At 45.7% G+C, this 17956-nt stretch carries 11 protein-coding genes; all 11 read right to left on the bottom strand.

The genetic code is table 11. The annotated features are described in order from the left end of the window. Positions 1-5 precede the first annotated feature (5 nt). Positions 6-2330 (bottom strand): helix-turn-helix domain-containing protein, encoded by a 2325-nt coding sequence (locus QFZ81_RS09590; protein WP_307445075.1) that lies wholly within the window; start codon positions 2328-2330, stop codon positions 6-8. A 111-nt stretch (positions 2331-2441) separates the two neighbouring features. Beyond that, positions 2442-3986 (bottom strand): extracellular solute-binding protein, encoded by a 1545-nt coding sequence (locus QFZ81_RS09585; protein ID WP_307445078.1) that lies wholly within the window; start codon positions 3984-3986, stop codon positions 2442-2444. A 34-nt stretch (positions 3987-4020) separates the two neighbouring features. After that, positions 4021-4887, bottom strand: coding sequence for a carbohydrate ABC transporter permease (locus tag QFZ81_RS09580; protein ID WP_307445080.1), 867 nt, complete (start codon positions 4885-4887; stop codon positions 4021-4023). Then, a complete protein-coding gene (locus tag QFZ81_RS09575) occupies positions 4887-5822 on the bottom strand; it encodes an ABC transporter permease (protein WP_307449947.1) in 936 nt (311 codons plus the stop codon). The genes QFZ81_RS09580 and QFZ81_RS09575 overlap by 1 nt, the downstream gene beginning before the upstream one ends. Positions 5823-6470: 648 nt before the next feature. Further along, complete coding sequence (locus tag QFZ81_RS09570; RefSeq protein WP_307445083.1) at positions 6471-6980, bottom strand: hypothetical protein; 510 nt, start codon at positions 6978-6980, stop codon at positions 6471-6473. A 196-nt stretch (positions 6981-7176) separates the two neighbouring features. After that, positions 7177-10326, bottom strand: coding sequence for an alpha-mannosidase (locus tag QFZ81_RS09565; protein ID WP_307602504.1), 3150 nt, complete (start codon positions 10324-10326; stop codon positions 7177-7179). 211 nt (positions 10327-10537) lie between these two features. Beyond that, entirely contained in the window at positions 10538-12010 is a 1473-nt protein-coding gene (locus QFZ81_RS09560) for a glycoside hydrolase family 32 protein (protein ID WP_307445089.1), read from the bottom strand. After that, positions 11997-12965, bottom strand: a complete 969-nt coding sequence (locus tag QFZ81_RS09555) for a carbohydrate kinase family protein (RefSeq protein WP_307445092.1) — start codon at positions 12963-12965, stop codon at positions 11997-11999. The genes QFZ81_RS09560 and QFZ81_RS09555 overlap by 14 nt, the downstream gene beginning before the upstream one ends. A gap of 38 nt (positions 12966-13003) precedes the next feature. Continuing rightward, positions 13004-15247 (bottom strand): GH32 C-terminal domain-containing protein, encoded by a 2244-nt coding sequence (locus QFZ81_RS09550; RefSeq protein WP_307445094.1) that lies wholly within the window; start codon positions 15245-15247, stop codon positions 13004-13006. Between the two features lie 23 nt (positions 15248-15270). Next, a complete protein-coding gene (locus tag QFZ81_RS09545; RefSeq protein WP_307602502.1) occupies positions 15271-16935 on the bottom strand; it encodes a type 2 periplasmic-binding domain-containing protein in 1665 nt (554 codons plus the stop codon). Positions 16936-17055: 120 nt separating this feature from the next. Continuing rightward, positions 17056-17952, bottom strand: coding sequence for a carbohydrate ABC transporter permease (locus tag QFZ81_RS09540; RefSeq protein ID WP_307449950.1), 897 nt, complete (start codon positions 17950-17952; stop codon positions 17056-17058). Positions 17953-17956 lie beyond the last annotated feature (4 nt).

Genomic DNA, 17956 nt, shown 5'->3' with positions numbered 1-17956 from the left:
GCTCATTAATTTTTGAATTTTTCACGATATTGGGTAGGTGTGAGTCCTTCGCTGCCTTTAAAGATCTTGTTAAAATAAGAGTGCTGATAGCCGACTCGTTCCGCGATCTCACTTACTTTGAGATAAGTCGTACTGAGAAGCTCCTTCGCTTTATCAATCCGCAGCTTAGCTATATAATCCACATAGTTAGTTCCTGTAATCTGTTTAAAAGAACGGCTTAATGAAAATGGGTTGGTTGCGAATAACTGTGCGCACTCATCCAGCGACAAGTCTTTCATATATTGTTCACTCAACAATTCAATGACCTGACCTATCAACTGCTTCGCTCTTACATTTTGCTGTTTATGAAAGTCTTCCAAATAAGGAGCCATAATTTTTTGCTTAACCCACTTTTTTAATACCGCAGGTTCCCGCTGTATCAGCAATTCTTCCAACAAATTCGCCTCAGTAAAAACAGGATGATGGAGAAATCCAGATTCCATAAACATATGACGCATACTAGCCACTAGCTGAAACAAAGACTGCTGAATCATCATTTCTCTGTCCGCTTTATGCTCAAGTTCCTCCAGAAAGGAATCTAGCCTGCTATACGATTCTTCTTCCATACCGAGCCTCATGACTTGAAGCAGTTCCTTTTCCTCTGTAAATGGATAGAAGGCTTGCGGCAATTCACTGGAGGTCACTTCCTCCATATCGATGATTTGCCTGTCTTCTTGAAGATCTCTGTATCGTGCAGCTTGCCTAGCTTGTTCAAGGATATCGGGGATACCGCCAGCTTGATGGGCTAGCTTTCCTACAATTACGGTGATATTCGTCCCCAGAACCTTGTGCAAAATATCCATCAGTTCCTTGGCTAGAACAAATAACTCATTGCGAATATCTTCCTTGGATTGTTGATCGGGGTGAAAGCTCAAAAGTCCCACAGAGAGGTCTTGAAAATTGATCACATAGGATGGGCATTCCAATCCTCCAGAAAGCTCTTGAATGATGTTAGCTGCCGCGAAGGTGATGAGCTGTGTATCATTTTCCCGAAAACGTCCCGATTCCTCGCCAACGCCAGAAAGCCGAATCAAGAGCAGCGAAAATATGCGGTCATCCGCTTGCCAACCCAATTGCTGCATACGGCTCTTTAATTCGGTTTCCCGCAGCGCATAGAGATGGCCCTGGGCAAGCTGAAGCAGAAAGCTTTCCCTTAACAAAGGAAGCGATTGCGTCAGTTTGTGTTGGAGAGAAAGACTTTCTTCGGTCAAATACGTCCATGACTCCTCAATAAATTCCATCTCGTGCTTCACATTTGCAGGCAAGTCATTGCGGTTGGCTTGGAACACGGAGACCAATCGTTTGATGGGCCGATATAACCGATTTGAGGCATACCATGCCAATATAATAGAAGCAAGGATTCCTAGAATTCCTGCGGAGAGGATCAATTTGGATGTCAACACAACCGGTTTGGTTAGTTCGGTCAAGGGACTCGCCGTTGCATAAATCCACCCCGTTGCTGATACCTGCCCAGATGAAACGACATACGTGCCTCCCTGCCATTTCAATTGGAAAGCGTCATCCTGTCCCGCTCGCTCCATAATGTTGGTTCTAATCATTTCTTGAAAGCTCTTCGTACGTTCATCTGGCTCGACCACCCATTCCCCCGAGGGCCGTATAAGCAGGGCAATGCCTTGTCCATCAGTTAAAAAATGATTCATCGTTTCTCCCAAGGCCGATTGGCTGAAATGAAGCACGAATGCCCCAAAGGGCTCCTGGGACTGCCAGGGCAGCTTCAACAAGATGGATGCTGAATAAGCACTGTTTATTGCCGAAAAGTCGGGCATCCCATACTCCCAAACGATACCTTTCGGATTTTTCAGGATAGCTTGGTAACGATTGAGCTGCTGCTCATTTAAATAATGAATCCCATCCCATCCTAGAACGGCTTTTTGTCGTGTCAGAAACAATTGCGCATCTTCGATTAATGAGTTGGATCCGCTTACAACCAGCAGAGACTGCATCAAATCATGTGTTTGTGAAATATGGTCAATAAACACTAGGTTTTCTAACTGATCGCTAAACATTGAATTGGTCGACCATCGGCTCATGACAAGCTCAATCTGAGCAAATTGCTCATTCATAGAATCGGAAAACTGTTCAATTTTAAGCTTATGTTGTTTAAATACTTCTTTCTCGATTTGCTGAGTACCAATGATATAATTGCTGAGTGCAATCAGAGTAGATGGAATACTGGTGATAAGCAGAACCAATATTAAACTTTTACGAAAATAATTGCCTTTCACGAGTCCATTTTGCTTAAAATTTAAGACTGAACGTATGCTTTTCACAATAATCCCCCCGTTGCACCCATTATACCAGCTTGCCTGCAAAAGAAAATTACCCTCATAAGTCAGGGGCAGACCGATGAGGGTAACCTGTATAACATGCCATCGTGCTGTTTACTTAGCGCTTACTCTTTTTTGATACTCCGTATTGTATTCCTCTTGTATCTTTTGATAATTCGTGTCTGCCTTCAGATCATTTACGAATTTATCCCAATCCGTCATTGAGGCTTTACCCATGATAACTTTTGTTTTCATATCTTGAATCTTCTTGTCGTAATCACTACCCATTTTCGTCGCTGTTTCAGAGATAAGTCCATCCGTCGGATTCGGAATACTGACTTCCGCAGCTTGATCAATCAGTTTTTTATCCCGAGCCATCTGTTCTGGCGTTAACCCTACTGTGGAGACATTCGAGTATTTATCATATTTCGAAAATATATTTTGCAAAAATTGAAAGCTCGGGTCATTTTTCGCAGCATCCGTGAGAACGTAATTGTTGTCCTGCTTGGTGAAATGAACGTCTTTGATTCCGTAATTGGTAAGTTCATAGCCGTCGTCCGTTGCACCATAATCTAGGAAGTCCAAAAGCTTCTTCACTTTATCTTCAGGTACTTTCTTCGAGATCACGAATACACCGAAATGACCGTTGCCTTTGGAAGCGAATTTACCAGTTGGACCTGACATGTAAGGCATCCAAACAAAATCTGGTTTGGCATTAGGATTAATCTCTTTGACCTGCTTGTTGTTGAGCGTTCCTTGATTCGGTTTATCTGGAAAAATCCCTGCTTTTCCTGCATAAACTAAATCTTTGGCTTGATTGTGCTTAAGCAGAGCAAAATCCTGCGGAATCAAGCCCTCTTTATAGACTTTCTGGAACCACTCGAGTGATTGCTTCATCTCTGGGAGGAATAATACATTCTCAAGCTTGCCATTTACAGCTTTGAATTTACCATTTGTACCTGTAAATGTGCTTTCGATGAACCCGAATTGACCCATGTCATTCGGGTTCACATAACCGGACATACCAATGGTGTCTTTTTGACCATCTGGACTGCTCGCTTTAAACGCTTTCAGAACATTATACAAATCATCCGGTGTTTCCGGCATCTTCATGTTAACCTTTTCAAGCCAATCCGCACGGATGAGCGGCTGTGCATTACCTTCTGTAGGTCTTACACGCGGTACGCCATAAAGCTTTCCGTCGATTTTGTTGTTGAGGAAGGTTATTTCTGGGAATTTCATCAGATTGGGATAACCCTTGATCATTTCCGTCAAATCCCAGAATGCCCCCTGCTTTGCCATATTGCGATAAGTCGCTCCCCCTATATCGGTGACCATCATTAAATCAGGCAAGTCGCCGGAAGCAAGAGTAACATTCGCTTTATCCGTAAAGCTGTTAGGTGTAACCCATGTGAATTTAAGTTTTGTATTCGTCCGCTTCTCTAACTCTGTTATAACGGCATTATCAGCTGCCGGCGGTTCTTTTTGGTAATAAATCGACATAATGTTGATTTCTGTGGGCTTAGCATCTGCTTTCGGGCTTGCTGATCCTGCAGTAATGCTGCCTCCTGCTGAATCCTTACCCCCGCAACCGGATACAACCATGGCTGTAGCTACCGTTAACGTTAGCGGAAGCAGCCATTTTCTTTTACTAGACATTTGTTTTCCTCCCTGTTTTCATATGCTTATGCTATCATTCCTTCACGGAACCAACCATGGTACCTTTTGCAAAGTGCTTCTGAAGGAATGGGTAAACCAAGAGAATAGGCAGCGTTGATAAAACGATGGCGGCCATCTTTTTTGTTTCCGGCGGTATATTCTGCAGGTTCAGATCGACGAATGAATCGACACCGAGCGATGTGGAAGAGTCGATCAACAAATTTTGCAGAAAAATTTGCAGCGGCCACTTTTCGGTATCATTGATGTAGAGCACCGCCGTGAAAAATGTATTCCAGTACCCGACTGCGTAAAATAAGCCAAAGGCCGCAAGAGAGGACATCGACAGCGGCAAAATGATTCTAAACCAGACGCTAATATCATTGCAGCCGTCAATCTTGGCGGATTCTTCCAAGCTCGGCGGAATGGAATCAAAGAACCCTTTCATGAGCAACACGTACCACCCGCTAGTGAGGACTGGTATAATCAAGGATGATAGACTGTTGATCATTCCTAACTCTTTTACTACCAAATACCCTGGAATAATGCCTGGGTTAAACAAAGTCGTCAGCATAATAAGCAGCAGGATCGACCTTCTTCCTTTAAGCCTCTTTCGCGATAAACCGTAGGCAAGCGACGAGGTCACCACTAAACTCGCAGCCGTCCCAACAGTTGCTAAAAATAAACTGACCCCTGCCGATTTCAGAAAGGTTTTGGTTGCAAGAATGTACTCATAGGACATTAACGTCCATTTATGTGGGAAGAGGATTAACCCTCCCTGCCTAAATTCAGTTGGTGTCGCGAAAGAAACGACAAACACGTAATAGAAGGGAAATAAACATAATAATCCAAGGAAGGAAAGTACCACAACATTGAATAACTGAAACATTTTATCGCTTACCATTAGTAGACTCCCTCCTCTCCAAATCTTTTCGCAAGCCGATTCGCCCCGATGACAAGCAGTAAACCAACAACCGATTTGAATACGCCAACAGCCGTACTGTAGCTGAAATCCCCTTGCTGAATGCCAACTCGATAGACATAGGTATCAAAAACATCCGCTACGCTCGACACCGCCCCGTTCATCATCAAGTACACTTGCTCGAAACCAACGTCCATGATATGACCAACGCGCAAAATCAATAAAATAATGATGACGTTTCGAATTCCCGGAAGAGTCACATTCCACATCATTCGAAACCGCCCGGCGCCGTCCATGCGAGCAGCCTCATAGAGTTGAGGATCCACGCCCGACATAGCTGCAAGAAATATGACTGTCCCCCAGCCAAGCTCTTTCCAAATGGATTGCAGCGTAAGAAGCCCCCAAAAATACGTGGGTTCCGTTAAAAAATCAACCCTGTCATACCCCATGCTCACAAGCAGTTGGTTGAGAATGCCTTGATCCTTGGATAGCATCAGGAAGCTAAGACCTACAATAATGACCCACGATAAAAAATGAGGTAAATAAATAATGGACTGCAGGGTTTTCTTAAACCATCCCGCTTTCAGCTCATTTAAGAGAAGAGAAACGAGGATGGGAAGCGGAAAGAAAAAAATCAAGTTCAGCAAATTAATGGCCATTGTATTACGAAAAAGAATCGAGAAATCATTGTTCGAGAAGAACCGCCGAAAATGCTCAAAACCGACCCACTCACTATGGAGTAGTCCCGTAAAAGGCGAATAATTTTGAAAAGAAATCAATATCCCCCACATGGGCACATACTTAAAAATCAAAAAGTACAAGACGCCTGGTAAAATGAGCAGGTATAAAAACAGGTCCCGACGAATCGGGTTCCAAATACTTTGACCCAGCGTTCTTCGCTCGGGCTTAGCAGACATATTCTTTTGTAAGTTTGCAGCAAGTTTCAAATGTTCCCACGCTCCTATCCTTTTTTCTCTGGTTCCAGTCTCTGTGCATCCCTTACTTTACCTGTACGCGCTTTTGAAAGCATTAAAACATTCTTGCAATTCCTTGTTTTAAGCTAGTAAATTCTTGCGAATGGCTGGAAAACAGAAAGAAACCTTCGATACACAGTGGTATGGAAGGTTTCTTCGCTTGATGCTGACGGAGCATCTCATTTATGAAGTTCTTTCTACAAGATCAGCTACTCGTACCATGGCAAAATCCAAGGTTCCCCTAACCGTCGTAGTATAAGCAATGTACTCATCGTTTAAGACAAATTGAGGATGAGGATGTGCATGGAAAAATCCACGTTTGGTTACTTCGGGTGGAGCTGGCATTCGGCTAACGATGGTGACCTCTTTCTTTGTTATCGTATTGTAAAAAGCTACTAATACCGAGCGTTGATCCCATTGATAGGTACCGATATCTCCAGTAAGGAACTTGTCATCCTTGGAGAAATGGGAGTGGCAGGTACCGTTCGGCCAAACATTGCTATGCTCGTCAGTGGTTAAATTGTAATATTCCGTTCCATGGTCATAATCGACGAACTAGATACCCTTGCCATCGTTTGCCCACCATTCATGTCAGTGTCGGTGTACATTTTTACCTGAATCTTCGGCGAAAAGGGGGTTTGCCCTATCTCCCTTACATATAAGCCATATCCGGTTCTTGTAACCGAAAGACTCACCGGTTTTGATATCTTCCCAATGATCCTGAGCAAGCATAATCGTATCGGGATCCGTAGGGCTGAATTGGGCATGTTTATAACAAACCTGGAAAGATTGCCACACGGGTCCTCTCCTATGTACATTTGCATCTATCGCCCAATAAGCACATCCAGTAATCGAGTCGATCCAGGGAGACTCAGAGATAAACCGTGTCTCCGGATAAACACGAACCTCCTGTTCGACCATATCGATGACTCCTAAGCATTGACCGAGTGAGGGAGGATAAGAGGCATAAAACCACATATATTTGCCATCATTCGTAACATTAGCGTTTGTAAAATAGAAAGCTTGTTGGAACGGTGCATGATGTTCACTTAGAATGTAGCTTGTGATGCCGGATTCAGGTGTCAATTGTTCAAGAAGCATAAGGGAATGACCTCACAGAAGTACAGGGCCAGTGTTCGTCGAGCATTCGAGTAACTACCAGTCGTCATGATCGATCGATTTATCTTACATCGAGATAACATTTTTGTAATCCAATCGTTCTGTGCCCAACCACTAATTTAAACAAAAAAACGAAAAAACGGCTTCTCCGTGACCGGAAAAGCCGTTCCTCTAAGCATCATTCCCATCCACGAATTCGAAATGTTTTAATTTCATAAGGCTCTATCTCGCAATGAATGGTGCCCTGGCCGTTCTTCCCTTCTCCTGAAAGTGGATTTTCAAGCAAATCAGTCTCCTGCCACAGCATGATAGCAAGACCGCTTGAAACCTCCAATGGCCCCCTCGCTCCGGCATACTCATGCAGACGAACGATAAATCCCTCGCCCTCCTCTGCAGGCTTGACGGCATCAATACATACATTAGGAGCATTGACACTGAAAAGAGAGAATGCCTTCCTTTCCGGTTGGCCTCGCATCACCAATAAGGGATTATTCAAATGCCACGCCTCTTGCACGGTATCACCAGCAAACCAGTCACCCTTATGTGGGAATAGCGCATAGCTAAAAATGTGCTCCCCTTGGTCTTGCGTAGGATCAGGCACCATTGCCGACTTAATCAGTGTCAGTCTCATTTTGTGATCTTTAATGTCATAGCCGTACTTACAGTCGTTCATTAAACTGACGCCGTATCCCCTTTCAGATAGATCGGCCCATTGGTGCCCTAGCGTTTCAAATCTCGCGTAATCCCAGCTTGTGTTCCAATGCGTAGGTCGTTTTACATTCCCGAACTGAATATCATAGGTTGCCTCGGTTGCCCTTATATTTACTGGAAAAGCTACCTTTAACAGCTGGCGCTGCTCATGCCAATTCACTACTGTGTTAAAGTCGATCCGCCGACTGTCTGAGTAAAGAACCATCTTCTGCGTCAGCTCGGAATCCATGTAGCTCCATGAGAATTGAACAACAGCGCGCAGCGGACCCATCTCAACCATTCGTATCTGCGTACACGTATCAACAATCCTTCTTTTTTCCAAGTAATACAGATCGATATCCCAAGCCTCATGCCGACTTTTCGGTTTATCCTCGAATACCTCGAACACGTTGCCGAGTTCTTTTGACTTCAGCACTTCTCTAGCGGCTTGCTTATCGAATATTCGGGTAAGATGACCTTGCTCATTCCAATTTAGGATGTAAAAAGGAGTTTCAATTCCCTGCTCTAAGCTTTGAAAGGGAACTAATCCTTCCATACTTTTGGATTCTTCAGTCATTTCCTTCGTAATCGTGGCAAAGCCCATAGGCGGCAAGTTTTTCAAATGCACAAGCCAACCTTCCTCCGTACGCTGAGACGGGCAAACTTCTCCTGTATCCCGAAGCCATCTCCCCTGACCTGGTGTTTGCGTAAAAGGAATCAAAACGAGATCGTTCCGGCTCCACGAAGCGCTGTTAAATACCGTCCAGGTTTGTTCGTTTTGCTGTAAAATGGAAATGCCTGCTTCGTTGTTGCTCTGATTCGCAAGCTCTAGAGCCTCGTTGTATTCCACTTTACTGTCCTCATAAACTTCCTTAATCGAGGAGCCGGGAATAATATCGTGAAATTGGTTTCGCAGTATGATTTTCCAGCCATGAGCTAAGTCCGTAGAAGGCACGAAGGAGTCGTTAAGCAATCCGCCCAGAACCTGCATAAATTCGGCATCCCGGTATAGAAGCTCAAGCTTGCGGTTCATTCGTTTATTGTATGCCTGACTCGTGAAAGTACCCCGGTGCAGCTCTAAATACAGCTCTCCATCCCAGGTATGTACGTATTGATCCGTATCACGGATGGTTTCCTCCAGCTCGGCGAAATAGTGATCCGCCCTGCCCGTCGTAACTTGAGGAAGTCCCGGTATCTCGGACAATCTTCTGCGCATTTCCAGCATCTCTCGATTAACGCCGCCTCCGCCATCTCCATATCCGTAAGCAAGCAGCAGCTTTTGGTTAATCCCTTTATCCCGGTATCCATTCCAAATACCTTGAATTGACTCAGCTGTAATGCCCCCGTTATACGTGTAAAAAAACGCCCCGTTTTCCGCTCGACCCGGATCCGGAGTTGTAATGAAATGTGTGATGATTTCGGAGCCGTCAATGCCGCGCCACAAAAACGTATCATTCGGCATTCGATTATATTGATTCCAGCTGATTTTGGTCGTCATAAACGTGCTGATCCCGCTTTTCCTTAAAATCTGCGGCAGCGACCAGCTGTAGCCAAACACGTCGGGGAGCCATAGATATGTGCAGTTGACCCCAAATTCCTTTTGGAGAAACCGCGTTCCGTATAAAATATGCCTGACCAGGGATTCGCCTGACGAGAGGTTGCAGTCCGCTTCGAGCCACATCGCACCCCCGGCCTCCCACTGTCCCTCTGCCACTCGATGGCGAATTTGCTCATAGAGCTCTGGATAATCCTCCTTCAAGTATTCATACAACTGCGGCTGGGTCTGAAGAAACACATAGTCCGGATATTGCTCCATTAATCGGAGTACGGTGGAGAAGGAACGCGCCGCCTTCTCCCGAGTATGCTGCAGCCTCCACAACCAAGCAACGTCGATATGCGTATGACCTATACATTGAACGACGACAGCGTGGGTTTTAGGCTCCTTTTGCAGCTGTTCACGTAACAAATGTGCGGCTTCTTTGACCGATTGATAAAAGGAGTCCGACCCCGGCCTCGACCAGTCGATACATAAAAATGCGCGATCAACCATTTTAAGAAGCGTCTGATATTCGGTCCGATTTTCATCCAGTATTTTTACAGTTTGCAGCACCGCTTTGGCCGTAAAATAAAGGTCGTCCGTCGGTTCATCAAGCCAACAGAGCTCCAAGCGTTGAATGGTATATGCGATCGGGGAAGTGGAAGGGTTATATCCGTTTAATCCAGTCGACATACGAAAGCGTAAAGCGACTGAAGTACCGGCAAGTTTTGAATCTAGAAATACTTCTCGATGATTGTTATCTAATCCCTGATAGGGAGAGCCATGTACGAACAATAGTGCCTCGAAACCGCCACTCCCCCCACTTCCGCTTACCCCCATGTGAAAATGTCCCAATACCTTGTTGTCTTTCCACTGCTCCGGAATTTGAACATCGGCTGCCAGCCAAAAGTATTGATCGTACCCCTGCCAGCTTTCACCGCAATGTATTGGTTTCCACTCACCGCCCTCTTCCGGATAAAGACCGATTTGCGTATTCATCTCTTCCTTTATTCGAAGTCCCTTCAGCTCCAGCTTATCTCGATATCGAAATGGGTCCAATTCTTGGAGACGCTTTTCCAACTTTTCAATCGTAAAAAACATACGTTTCCTCCCTTCATGATTTCGGCCAGTGCCAATTCAGCAGGTCGTCGCTCCAAGCAATTCCGATGCAAGCAGTCTAATACGAATCCTACTGTAATTCTTCCACGTGCCCAAGCCCATTCCTGCTGACCGAGCGTGAATAAGACCCAATTAGCTTATAAAACAAGCTAATCGGGTCTTCTAGGAAAAAGGAGTTGCCGTAGAGCAAGCCTTAATCAAATATAGAATGAAGAGTATGAATCGTTAGGGATTTAACCTTAACGCTCCCATCTTTCGCATACAGTTTTATCCCTGTTGGCGAGGATAATGGGAAAATCTGATCCGTCATGACGAGTTTCCCGTCATTCGCAAAAACTTCGATGGACGATCGGTCCACGAAAATATGCAGCTTAACGTTTCCAGTCTCCGCTTTCAATAAAGCGCTATGCTTGCAAGCAAAATCACTATGAAAATCGATAGCTCCAGAACGACTGCGATCAATAAAAAGCAGTTGCTCACGAGTGCTATAACCAACGATTGTTTCCTCGGTTTCGGAGGCTCTTAGCTTCAAACCTAATTCTAAATCTTTGTCAAACTCAAATTCAGCGATGATTTCCAGTAAATCGCCATGCGTTACCGTTAATTCAGAATTGTTAAGCTCAAAAGCTGCCCAATTCTGTTCACTCCGCCTTTGAGTCTGTAGCTCATGAATAGGCTTCTGAAGGAGCCGGACTCCCTCCATTTCCGCTGTAAGTGTTAGCTCTCTAGGAAGCGTCATCGCTCCTCTCCAATTGGAGGTTGGAATCACATTGGCATATTTCCAATTGTTCATCCACCCGATAAACAGGCGTCTTCCCTGCTGTTCAGGCACGTCTGACCATGTGACGCCCGCGTAATTATCTCTCCCGTGATCCAGCCAAAGAAGTGGAGCCGGAGATTCCTCTGGAACAAAAGTATCCCCATTGAAAGAACCAATGAAATACTGCGTGCGTGATCCTTCCACAAAGTTGGCATCTTCTCCAATACTAACAATAAGCACCCATCTCCTGTTGATGGTATCGCCATCTACAGGCAGTTCGAATAAATCTGGACATTCCCAAACGCCGTCATGGGAGCCTTGTCCATACCCAAATTCACCAGAATAGGTCCAATCTTTCAAATTCGGTGATTTGTAAAATCGAATGGCGTCGCCCGCAGCAATGACCATCACCCAGCTTTGCTGAGGATTGAACCAAAATACTTTGGGATCACGAAAATCAGGCAGTGCTTCTTCTATAAGCACGGGGTTGTTTGCGTATTTTGTCCAGGTTCGCCCACGATCTGCGCTGTAAGCAAGACTTTGTCTTTGCCTAGTTAAATCTGTCCCCGGCTTCGTATCATGATGTGTGAAAATAGCGACTAGACCTGACTTGCCACCAAAAAAGCCACTCGTATTGTGTTTATCTACTACTACGCTGCCTGAAAAAATAGCACCGTGTTCATCAGGCGCAAGCGCTATGGGAAGATGCTCCCAGTGAATCAGATCCTGACTGACAGCGTGACCCCAATGCATAGGTCCCCAAACCGTACTTTCGGGGTGGTATTGATAGAAAAGATGATACTCCCCCTCATAAAATACCATCCCATTCGGATCATTCATCCACTGATCTTTCGGTGTGAAATGAAGCTGCGGCCGGAATTTTGTTTGATTATTAGCTGTTATCATGATGCTTCGTCACCTTTCGTATCTCTTCTAGGCTCGGCATCGCCGGTATGGCTCCTCTTCGGGTTGTTGCTAAGGCACCTGCTGCATTGGCGAAGCTGATCATCCTTCGAATTTCCGCTTCGCTTAGCACGTGAATGGCTTGGTTAGAGTCTAACCAACTGTTAAGGAAACCTCCGAAGAACGCATCCCCCGCACCTGTAGCGTCTATGGCATCTACTGCATAACCACTAACGCTTCCCGTTACTTGACCGAAACGGTAAAAAGCACCTTTTTCGGCCAGCGTAATTAAAATGACAGAAGGGCCAAAGGCTTCATGCAGCATGCGTGACCCCTCTTCAAGATCCGTAACACCCGTTAGGAATATGAGTTCTTCTTCGGATATTTTCACGATGTCAGCATGCGTCAAGCCATATTCCATCATACGTTTGGCATGTTCCAAATCGTCCCAAAGCATAACTCGCAAATTGGGATCAAACGATATCGTGCAGCCATTTTCTTTGGCGAACAGGAGGGCTTTCCTTGTCGCGGAGGCCGATGGCTCATTCGTCATGGACAACGAGCCAAAGTGAAATAACTTCGACTGTGCGATCATATCCAAGAGCACCTCATTTTCCGTCAGCAAGGTGTCGGCTCCAGGTTTACGATAAAAGCTAAAGGAGCGGTCACCACTCGCATCCAATTGAACAAACGCCAGCGTCGTATTTGCCTCTTTGCTCATGACTACGCCCTGCGTATCAATTCCGCACCGCCTTAACGTATCCACTAGATAATGTCCGTGAATGTCCGATCCGACTTTGCTGATGAAGCCAGTCCGCTTGCCCCACTTGGCTAAGGCAGCCAGCACATTGGCTGGCGCACCCCCAGGATTGCGTTCAAATAAAGCATAACCTAGCTCTGAGTTTCCAGCTGGTGTGAAGTCGATTAACACTTCACCTAATGCAACGATATCATACATCGCTCTCTCTACCTCCCGATATTATTCATCACTTTTCTCTATACCGACACCTGAAATGCCGGTTTCATCTCCCACATTTGCATGGACGTGATTCGAATGTCTCGATCCCCGTGCAAAAGTAACCCTAGCGCGTCCAGTCTAGATGGGTAGGCGCGTGTCGTTAAGCTTTTTAGCCCGTTGGCGTAGACCTCGATCAATGAACGATCTACGAACACCCGCAATTGCAGCGGTTCCCCTTGAAGCTCAAGCAGCCCCTCTTGAATGCCAGTCGTTCGTTCACGCGTATCTAACGTTGTTTTATTTCGATTCACGCCAAGCCGCTCTCGATCCTGATCATAAAAGAGGACGGTCTCCTCTTCTCCGTCTGGTGTTCGTCTTAACGAGATTCCATATTGGTGCTCTGCTTCTGAACCAAATGTTAGTTCTACCTCAAACGTATCACTCCGTATGTGCTGCAAGTTCTCATTCGCTTCATCTAAACTAAGATCCCGTACGTTCAGAAGCTCCATACCCCGGAGTTGACGTATTTCCTCAATGGGTTCGATCCCGAGCAGCCCATCCTTCCTTAGAGTCAAGCTGATCGGTATGCCAGCGCCGTGCGACCACCCGCAATCGTAATCGATTTCAGGTGTACGCTCACCTTGTGCAATCGTAAATAGTAGCGATCTTCCTGTTATGGGATCAACCATGCCGCTCGGACCTGTGAAATGGAAATCACCTACATCGATGAGTCTCGGCTCTTCATGATCGGGAATGAAACGGTAACGCGCACCTTCCCATCTCCCGATCCAATAATTCACTTCTACTTTAGCCTCAGGCCCCCATGGGCTAATCAGCAAAATATGTTTGCCTGTTTCCTCACCATTACGCTTTAACGGCAGCAGTACTGGCAGCTCCCATACAACGCCAAGGTAGGGATATTTCTGATAATTACTTACATACAGCGGGCCTTCGCACGTCCAGTCGGTCATGTTCGCAGAGCGATAGACCATCGCGGTTCCGCCTTGGCCCTCAATCCCCGTGCCGACAAGCATGATCCATTCTTCATTTTCTTTCCATACATAGGGATCACGGAATTCACCAAAGTATCCAACGCCAGGCTCCTGAACCACGATTGGCTCTGGATGCTTCACCCAAGTCTTCAAATCTATGTCTCCGTCCCGCAGATAAGTCGTTCGAGCCAGACCCACCGATTGATTTGGAGAACATGCGTTATTCCCTGCTGTATAAAATAATGCCGGATAACCGTGTTCATCATAAGCTGCGCTTCCTGACCAGATTCCATCCGGATCAAGGCCGGGCTCCGGCGCCAAAGCCGCTGGAAGATCTCGCCAATGAACTAAATCTTCACTCACCCAATGTCCCCAATGAATGTAATGCCAAAATGGGCCGTTTGGGTTGAATTGGTAGAACAAATGATACTGTCCATTGAAATAAATCGGCGCATGCGGTTCGTTCATCCAGTGCCCCGGCGAAGTTAAATGATACACCGGACGATGCCGATCCTGAGCAAAGTTAGCTCTAGATATGGCCAGATCTTCGTAAGGAATAGCGGGTGCAGCTCCGCCGTGTTCGCTTAAATAATCCCGGTAAGCTCTCGCGATGTCATCCTCAGACATCGCGAGATCATATAGACAAAGTTCATCCATCAAACCGTCGAACATATTCATCGTGAAGGCTTCTGCTAAAATAACCCCCTTGTTATTGCGCCCGATTATCAAATCTTCTTGACTGGTAGTAATCAAAGTATCCTTCTTCGAATGCTGCTTAACCGCTACCTCACACCCGTTTAGATATAACTTCAGCAGTCCAGTTACCGATTCGTAAGTAGCGCAGACGAATGACCACACTCCCTTAGGGAGTGGATGATCATAGCACCCAACTTCAACCCAATCTTCGCCAAGCGCAAGCTGGAGCGACCAAGACCCATGGCGAGATAATCCGAATATATAACCCTCGCAGCGTTCTCTGTCATGTTGATTGACGATGGCGGCGAGTCGCCGTTCATCTCCGAAGTCATAGCTGCGAGGAGCTATCCAAGCGGTAATCGTTAATGCTCCCGACAAGCTAGGGCATTGGTCTGCTGGGCGCTGCAGCCATGTTGAATAACCATCAAATAACAGCGCACACCCACGAATCCCTTTACGCCAAACCGGATCTTGCGGCGGCTGAAACCGACCTTTCGTAAGGGCATATTGAATTGAATCCCCATTACCCGAATACGGGTCATGCGCTATGCGCCCCTGCCCCTCATCGAAGGACCAATAGGCAATAGGTTCCATGCTCGATACCTCCTGCTTTCCCATTACTTGGCCGCTTTATTGTAGCGGTCCAAGGCATCCTGATAGATTTTCAATAAGTCATCTAATCCCATTTTCTTTAGTGTGGTTAAATACGTATCCCATTCCTTCTCAACGCCGCCTTCCATCAACCATTTGGAGCGTTTTTCATTGGTTAGCTTGGCAATATCGGGTTTAACTTTACTAATTTTATCTAACTCTTCCGGCGTAAAGAAAATACTCGGGTAATTTTCTTTTTCCATTTGCGTTACAAAAGTATCCTTGATCCGATTCATTCTTTCCAATGCGCGAGGCTCGGCAGCGACGAGATTTTGAAAATCTTCCGCCAAGATGACGCCGGTCATGTTCGGTGCTACTTTTTGACGGAATTCGCCTGCTGCTACGCCTGCATCAAGCGGTTTCTGCACCAGTTTGCCGTCTTTTTCATCGAATACGACGCCAATCGGTCCCCAATGAAGCTGAGCGGCCATCTTTGGCTCATATTGCAAATCTAACCATCTGGCTGTGATTTCTGGATTTTTGTTCACTTTCGTAACGACAGGACCCCCACGACTCCAAGGAGAGCCATTGTTGTATTTCACGACCATGTCCTTGAAAGGAGGTACAAGTGCATAATCCTTGGCGCGATCCGGTCCAACAATTTCCGTCTCTTCCCACCAGAGGTAGGAACCTAGCGTTATATCCTTCGTTTTTCCTTTTGCAAAGTAGGGTGCCGGATTGTTATTGTAAGTGAATGAATCTTTATCAATGAGACCCTCTTCGACCCATTTGTGGAAATAGACGACCGCATCTTTGTATTTCGGATCGATTGCCGCATAATTCACCTTGCCATCTTTCACATTCAAGTGTTCGATAAACGAGTTATCGCCAGGCTGATACGTTTTGTCTGGGACGCCGAAAGCTCCGAACAAATAACCGATATCGCCGGTCCAGAAAGTATTCATGAAGGACATCGGCACTTCATCGGCCTTGCCGTTCCCATTAGGGTCTTTCGTTTTAAAAGCGGTAAGCACATTATGCAGCTCTTCAATGGTCGTAGGCATCTTCAAACTCAACTTATCCAGCCAAGCTTTGTTCAAGAAGAGAAAATCTGGATTCGAACCGATGCCGGCTTGCCCTTTACCCAGCTCTTCCGCCACAGGAAGCGAATAAATTTTCCCGTCAGGGGCGGTAACGAACGCTTTCAGCTCCGGTCTTTTTTCAAACAGCTTCTTCACGTTAGGCATATACTTATCGATGAGGTCATTCAGAGGGATGATCGTACCGTCTTTGCTGTATTTCACCAAATCGTTATCCGTGAAGCGAGCACCATAGAAGACATCCGGTAAGTTGGAGCTAGCTAGCAGTATGTTCTTCTTATCGTTATAATTCGCTTCTGGGACATTATCCCAATCTACATGTACGTTTGTCTGTTCTTCTAGACGTTTGAATATTTCCATCTCACCGTAATTTGGCGCAAGCGGTGCTTTGGGCGATACCATTTTCAGCGTAACTTTATCCTTTACAATCGGGTAACCGCTTTCGTTGAAGCTTTTGGAGGCTGCTTTCTCACTGCTTTGCGGGGATGCAGATGCGGCATCTTTCGCTGCCGGTGCTTTGTCACTGCATGCTGCCAATACCAAACTTAAGCTCATCGTTACCATCGTTAATGTCGTTAGTCTTTTTTTCATTTGTCGTCGATACCCTCCTCTTTGTATGTAACCCATTACGCTCATGTCTGATCCATGGATGCACTTCTTGATATCACCGAAAGACCCCTACCACCACCTTTCATATTTACCTTCCGTTTTCTAACCTTTTACAGATCCAATCAGAACACCTTTAACGAAATACCGCTGTAAAAATGGATATAAAAGGAGAAGTGGTGCCGCCGCAATGAGGATGACCCCATATTTGATCAACTCAGAGACCCTTTGTTTAGCTAAAAGAGAGTCAATATCCGATACCATGTCGCCAATAGGCTGGCTCTGAATCAAAATATTACGGAGGACCAGCTGCAGCGGATACAGCTTTTCATTTTCCAAATAAATTAACGCATCGAAGAATCCGTTCCACTGGCGAACCACCGCAAACAGCACAAGCACCGCAATAATGGGTTTGGATAATGGAATTACAACACTCCATAGAAAGCGCGTATTTCTGCAGCCATCCATGAAAGCCGCTTCCCGAAGCTCCTCGGGTATTGTTGATTGGAAGAACGTCCGGGCAATAATAATCCCAAAAGCATCGACGGCTGATGGCAGGATAACTGACCAAATCGTATTCACCATACCCAGATTTTTGACCAATAAGTAAGTTGGAATTAAGCCTCCGGAGAAAAACATCGTAAATACAAAGAACAGCATGAACGTATTGCGTCCATAAAAATCCTTACGGGAAAGCGGATAGGCCGCTCCGATCGTTAAGGAAACACTGATTAGGGCACTTGCGACTGCATACAGGATCGAATTTCCATAACCAGACCAGATCTGAGGATCTGATAAAATTCTTCTATAACCTTCGAGTGTAACTCCTTTGGGCCATAGCCACACATTGCCGGCATAGATTTGATCTGGCTCGCTGATGGAAGCAATAACGACGAAATAAAGCGGATATAGAATCAACAATGCAAAGCCACTCAACACAAGCATGTTTAAAGCGTCGAACCATTTATCAGCGGTACTCTTAGCTGTAATCATTGGACGAATGCCT

Origin of the sequence: Paenibacillus sp. V4I9 (assembly GCF_030817295.1) — a bacterium.
In the GTDB taxonomy this organism is placed as follows: domain Bacteria; phylum Bacillota; class Bacilli; order Paenibacillales; family NBRC-103111; genus Paenibacillus_E.
The sequence above is the reverse complement of the archived record's forward strand: the minus strand, read 5'-3'. Positions and strand labels throughout refer to the sequence as shown.